The sequence below is a fragment of the Roseicyclus sp. genome (assembly GCF_052168335.1).
Classification (GTDB): Bacteria; Pseudomonadota; Alphaproteobacteria; order Rhodobacterales; family Rhodobacteraceae; genus Roseibacterium.
The window spans coordinates 1-12925 of the sequence record NZ_JBQLZP010000283.1 but is presented as its reverse complement, the minus strand read 5'-3'; the positions used below and the strand labels follow the sequence as shown (position 1 = coordinate 12925).

Here is a 12925-nt window from a genome sequence, read left to right as displayed (position 1 = left end):
GGTCCGCGCCCGGCGACAGGAGCGGCCCCGCGACGAACTCCGCCACCGCACCCGGCGGACCCGCCACGACCGTCACGCCCTGCGGCGGCTCGACCCGCCCGATCCCTGTCTGGAGCCCCTGCCCGACCGAGAGGGACGCATCCTCCGTCGCGAGCGCCACGATCGCGCGGCCGGGCGCCGAGGCCGCGATCTCGGTCAGGAGCGACACCGGCACGCCCGATCCTGCGACCGTGGCAAGATCCGGCGCGCGCGCCTCGCTTCCCAGAAGCCAGCTCTCGCCGTTCCCGCGCAGGAAATGCCCGCCCGCGACGATCAGCACGCGCTCCCGCTCGTCGGCGGCGACAAGGCGCGACAAGCCCTCGCGAAGGTCTTCGGCGTTGCCGTTCCTGACCACGATCACGTCGAAGCCCGCATCGGCGAGGTCGTCCTCGAGCCGCGCGAGGCTCCGGAGGCTCCTGAGCTGCGGCTGCGCGTCGTAGCGCGCGTTCGAGAGGATGAGCGCCGTGTCCGCCCGCGCGGACGGGCCAGGGCCCGCCGTCATGGCGAGCGCCATCGCAAGAATCGTCGTGAACCGGGTCATTCTGCCGCCTCCTTCGGTCGTCCGGCCACGAGACTAGCAGCCGCCACGGTGTCATCCGATAACGCCGCGAAGGTCTCGGCGGTTCACCGCGCGATCAGGAGTTCCGCCTCGATCTCCATCGCGAAGTTCAGCGGCAGCCCCGCCATGCCCACGGCCGAGCGCGCGTGCCGCCCCACGTCCGGCCCGAAGACCGCGACGATCAGGTCGCTGAACCCGTTCAGGACGAGATGCTGCTCGGTGTAGCCGGGCGCCGAGTTCACCATGCCGAAGACCCGCACCCAGCCGGTCACGCGGGAGAGTTCCCCGATCTCGGCCTTGAGGTTGGCGAGAACGCAGAGCGCGATGTCGCGCGCGGCCAGCGCCGCCTCCTCCGTGCCGAGGTCGCGGCCGACCTGTCCATAGGGGCCGGTGATCGCGCCAGCCGCGTCGTGCCTCGGATGCCCCGAGATCGCGACCCGCTCGCCCCTCACGTTGACGAAGGCGAAGGGCAGGCGCAGCCCCGGCGGCACCGTGACCGGCGCGGGCAGCGTCAGGCCCATCGCGGCGATCCGCGCCTCCGGCGTGTTGTCCATGTCGTCCTCCCCGCGCTTGCCCGTGACCAGCTTAAGCATATCCACACGAAAGCGCGACAGGATGGGGGGCATGACACGCATCATCGCCCTGCTCCTCCTCCACCTGCCCTCGGCCGCCTCTGCCGACGTGGCCGCGTTCCGCGCCGCCGACGCCGACGGCAGCGGGGCGCTCGACTACGGGGAGTTCACCGCGCTCGTCGGGCACATGGCCGCCTCCGGACAGCGCGTCGCCCGTTTCGTTCGGGACGCCGGGCTCCACGGCACCGCCTTCGGCCGGGTGGACCTCGACGGCGACGGCCTCGCCACACCGGCGGAACTCCTCGCCGCGCAGGCCTGGATCGACTGGTATCGCGCGAATCGACAGGCGAACTGAGGCACCGCCCTCAGTCGTAGCTGCGCCGGTCGTCGATCACCTTGCCGTCGTTGGGCAGGCTCCCCGGCGCCACGACCTCGACCCGCCCCTTCAGCTTCAGGATGGCGGCGACACTCTCGCCGAGGGCTTGCGTGTCGGCGCCCTCCGCCTCGACCTGCACGGTCATCACGTCCATCTCGCCTTCGCGCGTGGCGATCACGCGGGCCTTCGCAACCTCGGCGTGCCGCGCGACGAACTCCGCCACCTGCTCGGGGCGCACGAACATCCCCTTGATCTTCGTCGTCTGGTCGGCGCGCCCCATCCAGCCCTTGATGCGCATGTTCGTCCGGCCGCACGGGCTCTGCCCGGGCAGGACGGCGCTGAGGTCCCCGGTGGCGAAGCGGATCAGCGGATAGTCGGGGTTGAGCGTCGTCACCACGACCTCGCCCACCTCGCCCTCGGGCACCGGGTCGCCCGTCCCGGGGCGCACGATCTCTACGATCACGCCCTCGTCCACGATCATCCCCTCCATCGCCGGGCTCTCGTAGGCGATGTTGCCGAGGTCCGCGGTCGCGTAGCACTGCAGGCACGAGATGCCCCGGTCCGCATATTCCTGCCGGAGCGAGGGGAAGAGCGCGCCGCCCCCCACCGCCGCCTTGCGGATGGCAAGCTCCACGCCCATCTCGGCGGCCTTGTCGAGGATCACCTTCAGGTAGTCGGGCGTGCCCGCATAGGCCGTCGTCCCGATGTCGCGCGCCGCGCGCACCTGAAGCTCGGTCTGGCCCACGCCCGCGGGCAGCACCGCCGCGCCCACCGCCCGCGCGCCGTTCTCGAAGATCATGCCGGCGGGCGTCAGGTGGTAGCCGAAGCAGTTCTGCACGATGTCGCCGGGTCCGATCCCCGCGGCGTGCAGGAACCGCCCCATCCGCCACCAGTCGCGCGAGACGCCGCCCGGCTCGTAGATCGGCCCCGGGCTCTGGAAGACATGGGCGAGGTTCGACACCGGGATGCCGCCGAAGGGCGGGTTCTCGGTCTGCCGCGCCACCAGGTCCGCCTTTCGCAGCACCGGCAGCCGCGCCAGCCCGTCGAGCGCGCCGACGGCCTGCAAGCCGTTCGCGGCGAGCTGTCCGTTCAGCTGCGCCAGCTGGTCCGCCGCGCGCTCGTCGGCGCTCCGCGTCTCGAGCGCGTCGAAGTTCTTCCCGTCGGTGTCCAGCATCGCATCAGCTTCCCATCTTTCTGGCGGGCCCGCGCCTGGCCCCGCAGTTCCCTCAGCCGCGGGCCCGGTCCGCCCCGGTCGGCCCGTCGACGGCGCCGTCCCCATGGGCCGCGACGCCCCGCGATCCGTCCGCAAGGGGATGCAACGGCGCAGGTGCCGCCTTGTTTCCCGCAGCGCGCATCAGGCCAGCCACCGCTTGCGGCGACGGTAACTCCGCACGTCGCGGAAGCTCTTGCGGCCCTCCTCGGACATGCCGAGGTAGAACTCCTTCACGTCCGGGTTCTCGCGCAGTTCCTTCGCGGGGCCGTCCATCACGACGCGGCCCGACTCCAGGATGTAGCCGTAATGCGCGAAACGGAGCGCGACGTTCGTGTTCTGCTCCGCCAGCAGGAACGTCACCCCCTGCTCCTCGTTCAGCCGCTTCACGATGTCGAAGATCTGCTCGACGAGCTGCGGCGCGAGGCCCATCGAGGGCTCGTCGAGCAGGATCGTCTCGGGCCGGGACATCAGCGCGCGGCCGATCGCCGTCATCTGCTGCTCGCCCCCCGAGGTATAGCCAGCCTGGCTCTTCCGCCGTTCCTTCAGGCGCGGGAAATATGTGTAGACCATCTCCAGATCGCGCTCGACGGCGGCCCGGCCGTCCTTTCGCGTGTAGGCTCCGGTCAGGAGGTTCTCCTCGACCGTCAGGTGCTCGAAGCAGTGGCGCCCCTCCATCACCTGGATGACGCCCCGGTCCACGAGGTCGGACGGGCTGAGGTCGGCCACCGGCTCGCCGCGGTAGCGGATCGCGCCCTTCGTCACTTCGCCCCGCTCGGAGTGCAGGAGGTTCGAGATCGCCTTGAGGGTCGTGGTCTTCCCCGCCCCGTTGCCGCCCAGAAGCGCGGTGATGCCGCCCTTCGGGACCTTCAGCGAGACGCCCTTCAGCACGAGGATCACATGGTTGTAGATGACCTCGATGTTGTTGACCTCGAGCAGCGTCTCGGCGTCCCGGAATTCCGGGGCCACGCCCTCGCCATGGGTCTCCGCAGGCTGGTCCAGCATCCTCGCCTCTCCCGCGGGGCACGCGCGGCCCCGGCTTTCATCTTTCCCGAAATACGCATCTCCGGCGGAGACGCCCGCGCCGCCGCCGGAGATTTGAGATCAGCTGTCGTTGCAGTTCCGCGGCTCGATGCCGGCCTCGGCGGCATAGGCCATCGAATCCTCCTCGACGAGCGGGCCGGTGACGCTGTCGTCCGGTGCGATGAAGTCGGTCAGGGTGATCCACTCCGTCCCGTTCCACTGCGTCATGATCGCCTCGCCGGTGCCGCCGTGGTCGGCGCAGGACACCGCGAACTCGGGGCCGATACCGGGCATGCCCAGCTCTTCCATCCGCGCGCCGGTGATCTCCAGCGCCTCCATCCCGTCCCGCATCATCGCGGGCGTGATGTCGGCCACGCCGTGGATCTCCTGCGCCGTGCGCACGGCCTCGGCCGCCAGCATCGCCGCGTACATCCCGCGGGTGTAGAGCACCGACCCGAGGTTCGTGCCGTCGCCCGCCGCGAGGCCCGCATCGATCACGTGCTCCTGGATCTCGTCGAAGACCGGCATGTCGCCGAGGCGGTTCATGTTGAGCGCGCGGTAGCCCGCCGCCGCCTCGCCCGCCGAAGCCACGTCATGATCCGCACCGGCCCACCAGTTGCCGATGAAGTTCTCGAGCGGGTAGCGGATGTTGATCGCCTCCTGGATGGCGACCTGGTTCATCACGCCCCAGCCCCAGAACAGCACGTAGTCGGGCCGCTCGCGGCGGATCGTCAGCCACTGGTTGCCCTGCTCCTGGCCGGGGCTGTCCACCGCCAGCAGGCTCAGCGTGAAGCCGTGCTGCGCGGCCAGCGTCTCGAGCGTGCGGATCGGTTCGCGCCCGTAGGCCGAGTTGTGGTAGAGCAGCGTGATCGACTTGCCCTCGAGCGAGCCGCCATTCTCCTCCAGCAGCACGTTGATCATGACCGAGGCCGCGTCCCAGTAGTTCGCGGGGTAGTTGAAGACGTGGCTGAAGACCTCGCCGTTCACCGCCGAGGTGCGCCCGTAGCCCATCGTGTGGAGCGGGATGCCGTCGGCGGTGGCGCGCGGGATCAGCTGGTAGGTGATGCCGGTGGACAGCGGCTGGTACACGAGCGCGCCTTCGCCCTTGGTCGCCTCGTAGCACTCCACGCCGCGCTCGGTGTTGTAGGCCGTCTCGCACTCGATCAGGCGGACCGGCACGCCGCCGATGCCGCCGTCGCGCTCGTTCAGCAGCGTGAAGTAGTCCTGGTAGCCGTCCGAGAACGGGATGCCGCCGGCGGCGAAGGGCCCGGTCCGGTAGGACAGGTCCGGGATCACGAGGTCGGCGAAGGCCGGGCTGGCCAGCATCGCGCCCGCGGCGACCGTGGTGAGCAGTTTCTTCATCTGGGTATTCCTCCCTTGGGTTGATCCGATCTTGTCGTGCCCCGGTTCGTCCCGGGTTTCTCGCTGTGCGGCCCTGCCCCTCCTCGGCGGGCTGCGTGCCTGGAGCGGGTCATCCCCGCCCGGTGTGGTCCTCTCAGTGCGGGAAGGGCCACAATCTCAGTTTCTCCTTCATCAGCGACCAGAGCCGCGCGAGGCCGTGGGGCTCGACGATCAGGAAGAACATGATCAGCCCGCCGACGATCACGAACTGGAAATGGGTGGCCAGCGCCGTGTCCCAGCCCATCGTGTCGACCAGCAGCACCTTCAGCGCGACGGGCAGCAGGACCATGAAGGCCGCGCCCGCGAAGCTGCCGAAGATCGAGCCGAGCCCGCCGATGATGATCATGAAGAGCACGAGGAACGACTTCTGGATGCCGTAGGCCTCGCCCACCTCGACCGCGCCGAGATAGACCGTGAAGAGGAGCGCCCCCGAGATGCCGACGTAGAAGGACGAGACCGCGAAGGCCGTGAGCTTGGCCCTGAGCGGGTTCACCCCGATGATCTCGGCCGCGATGTCCATGTCCCGGATCGCCATCCACTGCCGTCCGACCGAGCCGCGCGTCAGGTTGCGCGCCACCCAGGCCAGCACGAAGACGAAGGCGAAGCAGAACAGGTACTTCACCCAGGCCTCCGCGTTCGGGCCGGTCACCGCCTGGCCGAAGAGCAGCCGCTCGGGCGCGTTGATCTGGCCGGAGGCGGAATAGTTGTAGAACCACGGCACCTTGTTGAACAACCAGACGAGGAAGAATTGCGCTGCGAGCGTCGCGACCGCGAGGTAGAACCCCTTGATGCGCAGCGACGGCAGGCCGAACATCACGCCCACCATGGCCGTCATCAGCCCCGAGAGGAGGGTGATCGTCACCATGTCCATCCACGGGAAGGCGGTCATCAGCTTGTAGGAGGTGAAGGCCCCCACCGCCATGAACCCGCCCGTCCCGAGCGACACCTGCCCGCAATAGCCCGTCAGGATGTTCAGCCCGATCGCCGCGATGGCGTAGATCAGGAACGGGATGAGCAGGGAATTCGCCCAGTAGTCGTTGATGATGAACGGGATGATCCCGAGCCCGACGACCAGCACCGCGTAGTAGCGGTAGCGGTCGAAGGCGATCGGGAAAGTCTGGTTGTCCTCGGCGTAGGACGTCTTGAAGTCGCCGGCCTCGCGGTAGAACATCACACCCCTCCCCGGATATGCGCACGCGCGGCCGCGCCGAGGGCCCGGAGGCCCCCCGCCGCGCAACGTGAGCTGTGTTGAAGCGCCGCCGCGGCGGCGTGGCTCAGCGGCCCTCGACCTTGCGCCGGCCGAAGATGCCGATGGCGAGGCCCGCGGCGCTCAGCGCAGGCATGGACCAGCCCATCGGCCCGCCGGAGACGAGGCTCGCCACCGCGAAGAGGCCGCAGACCCAGAAGAGCGCGAAGCCCACCGTCGTCAGGATGGCGTAGAGCTTTCTCTGCGTCGTGGATGCGCCGCGTGCAAAGTCCGGTGTGCCGATGTTCGGCTGCTGCAGGTCGTCCAGTGCCATCGCACCGTATCCTCCCAGTTGCGCCCGCGCCGAACCCTCCCCGTCCGGCGGCGGACCTCTCCCCTTGCCCGTGTCGCGCAGCGGCAGACTGCACCGGAAGGCGGCCTGCGTCACCCGTTATTTTCGATGTCAACGATAGGGTCGGACGCATGGATCATACCCTCTCGATGATCTTCTCGCCGAACAGGCCCTGCGGCCGGAACACGAGGAAGACGAGCGCGAGGACATAGGCGAACCAGTTCTCGGTCGCGCCGCCGATCATCGGGCCGACGGCGAACTCGAACAGCGCCTCGCCCACCCCGATGATGAGGCCGCCGATGATGGCGCCCGGGATCGAGGTGAAGCCGCCCAGCATCAGCACCGGCAGCGCCTTCAGCGCGATCAGCGAGAGCGAGAATTGCACCCCCGACTTCGAGCCCCACATGATCCCCGCGACGAGCGCGACGAACCCCGCCAGCGACCAGACCAGCACCCAGACGTAGTTGAGCTTGATGCCGACGCTCAGCGCCGCCTGGTGGTCGTCGGCCACCGCGCGCATGGCGCGGCCCTGCTTGGTGTACTGCGCGAAGGCGATGAGGCCGGCCACGAGCACCGCGGCGACGATGGCGGCCGAGATGTCGAGGTTGTCGATGAAGAAGCCGTAGCCGAAAAGCTCGAAGGTGGCGGCGTCGATGGCGTCGTTGATCCCCTGCGGAAGGCCCACGTCGAGGTTGCGGATCTCCGAGCCCCACATCAGGTCCGAGACGCCCTCGAGGAAGTAGGCGAGGCCGATCGTGGCCATGAAGAGGATGATCGGCTCCTGCCCGACGAGATGGCTGAAGACGAAGCGCTGCACGAGGTAGGCGAAGGCGATCATCACGAGGACGGTCATCAGGATGGCGGCAAGGGCCGGCACCTCCCATCCGAAGTAGTGGATGTCCGTCCCGAAGATCTCGTTGATCAGGTGCCCGAACGGCACCCGCCCCTGCTGGATGCCCACGAGCGTCATCGCCGCGAACAGCGCCATGACCCCCTGTGCGTAGTTGAAGATGCCCGACGCCTTGAAGATCAGCACGAAGCCGAGTGCGACGAGCGCGTACATCACCCCGTTCAGAAGCCCGTTGAACGTGACCTCGAGGGCGAAAATCAACTGGTCAGGCATGGACCCCTCCGGTGCGGAATGCTGCGGTCTCAGTCATGGGCGACCCCGAGATAGGCGTCGATGACCTCCTGGTTCGCACGCACCTCGGCGGGCGTGCCGTCCCCGATCTTGCGGCCGTAGTCCATCACCACGACCCGGTCCGAGAGGTCCATGACGACGCCCATGTCGTGTTCGATCAGCACGATCGTGGTGCCGAACTCGTCGTTCACGTCGAGGACGAAGCGCGACATGTCCTCCTTCTCCTCGACGTTCATGCCCGCCATCGGCTCGTCGAGGAGCAGGACCTGCGGCTCGGCGACCAGCGCGCGGGCCAGCTCGACCCGCTTCTTCAGGCCGTAGGGCAGGCGTCCGACCGGGGTCTTGCGGATGTTCTGGATCTCGAGGAAGTCGATGATCTCCTCCGCCTTCTCGCGGTTGGCGACCTCCTCGCGCTGGGCCTTCCCCCACCAGAAGGCCTGGTCCATGAAGCTCGCCTTCATGTGGTTGAGCCGGCCCGTCATGACGTTGTCGAGGACGGTCATCCCCTCGAAGAGCGCGATGTTCTGGAAGGTGCGGGCGATGCCCTGGCGGGCGACCTGGTAGGGTTTCATCGGCGGACGCTTCGCGCCGCGGTACCAGACCTCGCCCTCCTGCGGGTGGTAGAAGCCCGAGATCACGTTCAGCATCGAGGACTTGCCCGCCCCGTTCGGGCCGATGATCGCGCGGATCTCGCCCTCGCGGATGTCGAAGGAGATGTCCTTGATCGCCTCCACGCCGCCGAAGCGCAGCGTGATGTTCTTCATCTCCATGACGACGCCGCCGATGGTGCGGCCGTCCTCGGTGACATACCCCCCCTTGGGCGCGGTCATCTCGTTCATTCCGCTTTCTCCCGTGCGGCCTGGCCCGAGCGGAAGATCAGCGCGCCGATCAGGCCGTAGATGAGCAGTGCGACGATGGCCCAGGCGAAGTTCTCCTCCCAGACCTGCGGCATCCCGAAGAGGAGCGCCGCGACCCCGCAGATCCCGATGGCCCCGCCCTGCACCGCGGCGGCGCCCGTGGCGATGTAGCGCCCCGCCACCCAGGAGGCCGCGAAGCCGAGGAGGAACAGGATGACCGCGATCAGCGTCATGCGCGCGGCCCCCGCGGGATGGCGGGCGGGGCGAGACCGAAGGGCGAGCGACCGTCCGTCATTCCGCGGCCACCTGTTCGGTCGCCGCATGGTCGCCGCCCGCGGCCACGGTCTTGGCGTCGCGGATCTCGAGCGTCGCGCGGATCTTGCCCTTGCGGCCGTCCTCGTAGGTCACTTCCGTCTCGGTGTATTGCGAGGTCTTGCCGGAATAGAGCGCCTCGATCAGGTCGGCGAACTTCTCCTCGATGATCCGCCGGCGCACCTTGCGCGTCCGGGTCAGTTCGCCGTCGTCGGCGTCGAGTTCCTTGTGCAGGACGAGGAAGCGCCGGATCTGGCAGCCCGAGAGCATCTCGTCGCCGGCGACGCTGCGGTTCACCTCCTCGACGTGGGACTGGATCATCTCCAGCACCCGCTCGTGCCCCGCCAGTTCCTGGTAGGAGGCATAGGCGATGTTGTTGCGCTCGGCCCAGTTGCCCACCGCCGTCAGGTCGATGTTGATGAAGGCCGTGCAGTAGTCGCGCCCGTTCCCGAAGACCACCGCCTCGAGGATGTTGGGGAAGAACTTCAGCTTGTTCTCCACGTACTTGGGCGCGAAGAGGCTGCCGTCGGCCATCTTGCCCACGTCCTTGGCGCGGTCGATGATCCGGAGGTGTCCGGTATCGGGTTCGATGAAGCCCGCGTCGCCCGTGGCCACCCAGCCCTCGGGGTCCTTGGTCGAGGCGGTGGATTCGGCGTTCTTGTAGTACTCCACGAAGACGCCCGCGCTGCGGTAGTAGACCTCGCCGTTCTCCGCGATGCGGAGCTCGACGCCCGGCGAGGGCACGCCGACCGTGTCGGGCCGCACCTCGTGGTCGGGCTGCTGGGTGATGAAGACAGAGGCCTCGGTCTGGCCGTAGAGCTGCTTGAGGTTGATCCCGAGCGACCGGTAGAAGTCGAAGATCTCGGGTCCGATGGCCTCGCCTGCCGTGTAACCCACCCGCACCCGGCTCATGCCCAGCGTGTTCTTCAGCGGCCCGTAGACGAGGACGTTCCCGATCGCGTAGCCGAGCCGGTCGCCGAAATCCACGGGCTTGCCGTCCAGCAGCTGCGGCCCCACCCGGCGGGCCAGCGCCATGTAGCGGTCGAAGATGCGCTTCTTCAGCTTGCCCGCGTCCTCCATGCGGATCATCACCGAGGTCAGCAGGTTCTCGAACACGCGCGGCGGCGCGAAGAAGTAGGTCGGACCGATCTCGCGCAGGTCGGTCATCATCGTGTCCGCGCTTTCGGGGCAGTTCACGCAGAAGCCGGACCAGTAGGCCTGCCCGATGGAGAAGATGAAGTCGCCCACCCAGGCCATCGGCAGGTAGGCCAGGACCTCGTCCTCGGCGCGCAGGCGGTCGAACTCGGACGATGCCTTCGATGTCTCGATGATGTTGCGGTTCGACAGGACCACGCCCTTGGGCTTCCCGGTCGTGCCCGAGGTGTAGAGCATCACGCAGGTCGAATCGTAGGTCAGCTCCGCCTCGCGCGCGGCGAGTTCCCTCTCGAAGCGCTCGTGCGCCGCGCGGCCCTCGGCCTGCACGTCCTTCAGCGCGTGGAGCCGCGTGTGGTCGTATTTCCGGAGGCCGCGCGCGTCGAGATAGACGATGTGCTCGATGTGGTGCAGCGTCTCCTGCGCCTCGATCACCTTGTCGACCTGCTCCTGGTCGCCGCAGACGACGAAGCGCGCGCCGCAATGCTCGAGGACGTAGGCCATCTCCTCGGCCACCGAGTCCTGGTAGAGCGGCACCGGGATCGCGCCGCACTTCTGGGCCGCGACCATCGACCAGTAGAGCGCGGGACGGTTGCGCCCGATGATGGCGACGTAGTCCCCGCGCGCGATGCCCAGCGCCAGAAGCCCGACCGCGATGGCCTCGATCTCCTCGGCGGTCTCGGCCCAGGTCCAGGATTGCCAGATCCCGTATTCCTTTTCCCGGTAGGCGGGCTTCGATCCGTATTGCGCCGCATTGCGTGCCAGAAGCGCAGGCACGGACTGCAGCGCGCCGGTCGGCGCGTGTGCGTCTGCCAAGTCTCTTTCCTCCCTTCGCGGACCCCTCCCCGGGTCGCGCGCCCACGGCTGCCCATCTGTCGCGGACCGACCGATGCCTCACCGTGGCACCATTTGTTTCGCGGTCAAGTTTTACCTGACTTTTGCCCAATCCTTACGAATTGTAACAGGACGGGAGCGGCGCTTGACGCGGGCGGTGCGGCGGAGGCAGTCCATGGAGGCGAGACGGACACGACCGGCGGAGGAGGCGATGCAGCGCAGCCGTGGCACCGACCACCTGACCCGCGCCGGCCTGAACCTGATCCAGCAGGCGCTGTCGATCTACGATGCGGACCTGCGCCTCGCCGTCTGCAACCGTCCGTTCCAGACCATGTTCGGCTTCCCCGAGCACCTCGTCACACCCGGCGCGAGCTTCGAGGAGACGGTGCGCTGGCTGGTGGAGAACGGCGAATACGGCGAGGTTCCGGACGCGGAGGCCTTCGTGCGGGATCGCGTCGATGCCGCGCGCGCCTTCGTGCCCCATTACATGGAGCGCCGCCGCGCCAACGGGCGGACGATCTCGGTCGAGGGCTCGCCCCTGCCCGAGGGCGGCTGGGTGACGGTCTACACCGACATCACCGCCGTGAAGCGTCAGGAGGAGCTTCTGCGTGCCCGGTCGGAGGAACTGTCCGACCAGGTCCTTTCCCATGCGGAGGAACTGGCGCTGACCAACCGGCGGCTCGAGGCCACCATCGCCCAGCTCGAGGAGGCCAAGCGCGAGCTGACCGAGATGGAGGCGCGCATCCGCCTGACGACCGAGATGACGCCCGCGCACATCGCGCACGTCGACCGCGACGGGGTCTATACCTACACCAACCGCAGGCTCTCCACGCTTCTGCCCGACCGCGACAGCGACATCGTCGGCCTCAGCTTCGAGGAGGCGCTCGGACCCGTGGCGCGCCGGCTGCGGCCGAGCCTCGCCCGCGCGCTGGAGGGGGAGGCGAGCGTGCTGGAGTTCACCGAACCGACCTTCGGACGGCGCATCCGCACCGCCTTCACCCCTGACCGGACGGGCGAGGGCGAGCCGATCACCGGCGTGTACCTCCTCTCGACCGACGTGACCGAGGAGGCCCAGGCGCGCGCCGCGCTCGCCCAGACGCACAAGCGCGAACTGGCCGCGCAACTGACCAGCGGCCTCGCGCACGACTTCGCCAACCTGCTCACGATCATCCTGGGGCTCCAGGGGCGGCTCGAGAAGATGCCGCTGCCGCAGGGCGCGCTCGAGCTGACCGGCGCCACGAAGACAGCCGCGCGGCGAGGCGGGCTCCTCCTCGACAAGATCGCGCGCATGTCGGGACCGATGGAGATGCGTCCCGCCCCGGTGGTCCTGCGCGACTTCCTCGACAGCTTCGCGCCGCTGGCGCGGGCGCCGCTGCCGCAGGGCATCGCCCTCGCCATCCGCTGCGACGTGCCCCATGCGGCCGTCCTGCTGGACGCCGACAGCCTTCAGGACAGCCTTTTGAACCTCGTCCTCAACGCGCGCGACGCCATCGGCGGCAGGCCGGGCGAGATCGGCCTGTCCCTTCGCGCGATACAGGACACCTGGCTCGAGATCACGGTGACGGATACCGGACCCGGCTTCTCGTCCACCGCGCTCCGCCACGCGCTCGACCCGTTCTTCACCACGAAGGGCGAGGAGGGATCGGGCCTCGGGCTCTCCATGGTCTATGACATGACGAAGCTCGCGGGCGGGCAGGTGCGCCTCGCCAACCGGCCGGAGGGCGGCGCCTCGGTCAGCCTGCGCCTGCCGCTCAAGCCCGCCGAGGCGGAGGCGCGGCCGCTCCTGATCCTCGTCGTCGACGACATCGCCGAGCTGCGCGCCGCCGTCCGCACGACGCTGACCGATCTCGGCCACCAGGTGATCGAAGCGGCCTCGGCCGAAGAGGCGCTGACGCTGGCCGAGATCCCGGG

Annotated in this window: 12 protein-coding genes and 1 pseudogene; 2 read left to right on the top strand and 11 right to left on the bottom strand. The window is 68.7% G+C overall.

The genetic code is table 11. The features are described from left to right. Window positions 1-580: pseudogene (locus ACTS11_RS08715) on the bottom strand (hypothetical protein); the annotation flags it as partial. Window positions 581-663: 83 nt separating this feature from the next. Continuing rightward, window positions 664-1152 carry a RidA family protein gene (locus ACTS11_RS08710; protein WP_442639935.1) on the bottom strand — a complete coding sequence of 163 codons (489 nt, stop codon included), beginning with the start codon at window positions 1150-1152 and terminating at the stop codon, window positions 664-666. 70 nt (window positions 1153-1222) lie between these two features. On the opposite strand from ACTS11_RS08710, the gene ACTS11_RS08705 reads away from it, so the two are divergent. Then, a complete protein-coding gene (locus tag ACTS11_RS08705) occupies window positions 1223-1525 on the top strand; it encodes a hypothetical protein (protein ID WP_442639934.1) in 303 nt (100 codons plus the stop codon). Between the two features lie 10 nt (window positions 1526-1535). On the opposite strand, the gene ACTS11_RS08700 is transcribed toward ACTS11_RS08705, so the two are convergent. The 9 genes from ACTS11_RS08700 to ACTS11_RS08660 form a co-directional block, all read right to left on the bottom strand. After that, the gene (locus ACTS11_RS08700; protein WP_442639933.1) at window positions 1536-2720 is read right to left on the bottom strand and encodes a phenylacetate--CoA ligase family protein; all 1185 of its coding nucleotides are present in this window, start codon (window positions 2718-2720) and stop codon (window positions 1536-1538) included. Between the two features lie 180 nt (window positions 2721-2900). Beyond that, window positions 2901-3761, bottom strand: a complete 861-nt coding sequence (locus ACTS11_RS08695; protein WP_442639932.1) for an ABC transporter ATP-binding protein — start codon at window positions 3759-3761, stop codon at window positions 2901-2903. A 99-nt stretch (window positions 3762-3860) separates the two neighbouring features. Further along, window positions 3861-5141 (bottom strand): ABC transporter substrate-binding protein, encoded by a 1281-nt coding sequence (locus ACTS11_RS08690; protein WP_442639931.1) that lies wholly within the window; start codon window positions 5139-5141, stop codon window positions 3861-3863. Window positions 5142-5274: 133 nt separating this feature from the next. Further along, window positions 5275-6351, bottom strand: coding sequence for a branched-chain amino acid ABC transporter permease (locus ACTS11_RS08685; RefSeq protein ID WP_442639930.1), 1077 nt, complete (start codon window positions 6349-6351; stop codon window positions 5275-5277). 103 nt (window positions 6352-6454) lie between these two features. Next, on the bottom strand, window positions 6455-6700 hold the full coding sequence (locus tag ACTS11_RS08680; RefSeq protein ID WP_442639929.1) for a hypothetical protein: 246 nt from the start codon (window positions 6698-6700) through the stop codon (window positions 6455-6457). 154 nt (window positions 6701-6854) lie between these two features. Next, window positions 6855-7841: a branched-chain amino acid ABC transporter permease gene (locus ACTS11_RS08675; protein ID WP_442639928.1), complete on the bottom strand. Its 987-nt coding sequence runs from the start codon at window positions 7839-7841 to the stop codon at window positions 6855-6857. A 29-nt stretch (window positions 7842-7870) separates the two neighbouring features. Continuing rightward, on the bottom strand, window positions 7871-8689 hold the full coding sequence (locus ACTS11_RS08670; RefSeq protein WP_442639936.1) for an ABC transporter ATP-binding protein: 819 nt from the start codon (window positions 8687-8689) through the stop codon (window positions 7871-7873). A 5-nt stretch (window positions 8690-8694) separates the two neighbouring features. Further along, window positions 8695-8949: a hypothetical protein gene (locus ACTS11_RS08665; RefSeq protein WP_442639927.1), complete on the bottom strand. Its 255-nt coding sequence runs from the start codon at window positions 8947-8949 to the stop codon at window positions 8695-8697. Window positions 8950-9007: 58 nt separating this feature from the next. Continuing rightward, on the bottom strand, window positions 9008-10996 hold the full coding sequence (locus tag ACTS11_RS08660) for an AMP-binding protein (RefSeq protein WP_442639926.1): 1989 nt from the start codon (window positions 10994-10996) through the stop codon (window positions 9008-9010). A gap of 193 nt (window positions 10997-11189) precedes the next feature. Between ACTS11_RS08660 and ACTS11_RS08655 the strand changes: the two genes are divergently transcribed. Next, window positions 11190-12925: PAS-domain containing protein (locus ACTS11_RS08655; RefSeq protein WP_442639925.1), on the top strand; the 1736-nt coding region annotated here is incomplete at its 3' end.

Coding starts and splice junctions, on each gene's coding strand:
- ACTS11_RS08710 (WP_442639935.1), bottom strand. CDS start 1,152: ATGGACAACACGCCGGAGGCGCGGATCGCCGCGATGGGCCTGACGCTG.
- ACTS11_RS08705 (WP_442639934.1), top strand. CDS start 1,223: ATGACACGCATCATCGCCCTGCTCCTCCTCCACCTGCCCTCGGCCGCC.
- ACTS11_RS08700 (WP_442639933.1), bottom strand. CDS start 2,720: ATGCTGGACACCGACGGGAAGAACTTCGACGCGCTCGAGACGCGGAGC.
- ACTS11_RS08695 (WP_442639932.1), bottom strand. CDS start 3,761: ATGCTGGACCAGCCTGCGGAGACCCATGGCGAGGGCGTGGCCCCGGAA.
- ACTS11_RS08690 (WP_442639931.1), bottom strand. CDS start 5,141: ATGAAGAAACTGCTCACCACGGTCGCCGCGGGCGCGATGCTGGCCAGC.
- ACTS11_RS08685 (WP_442639930.1), bottom strand. CDS start 6,351: ATGTTCTACCGCGAGGCCGGCGACTTCAAGACGTCCTACGCCGAGGAC.
- ACTS11_RS08680 (WP_442639929.1), bottom strand. CDS start 6,700: ATGGCACTGGACGACCTGCAGCAGCCGAACATCGGCACACCGGACTTT.
- ACTS11_RS08675 (WP_442639928.1), bottom strand. CDS start 7,841: ATGCCTGACCAGTTGATTTTCGCCCTCGAGGTCACGTTCAACGGGCTT.
- ACTS11_RS08670 (WP_442639936.1), bottom strand. CDS start 8,689: ATGACCGCGCCCAAGGGGGGGTATGTCACCGAGGACGGCCGCACCATC.
- ACTS11_RS08665 (WP_442639927.1), bottom strand. CDS start 8,949: ATGACGCTGATCGCGGTCATCCTGTTCCTCCTCGGCTTCGCGGCCTCC.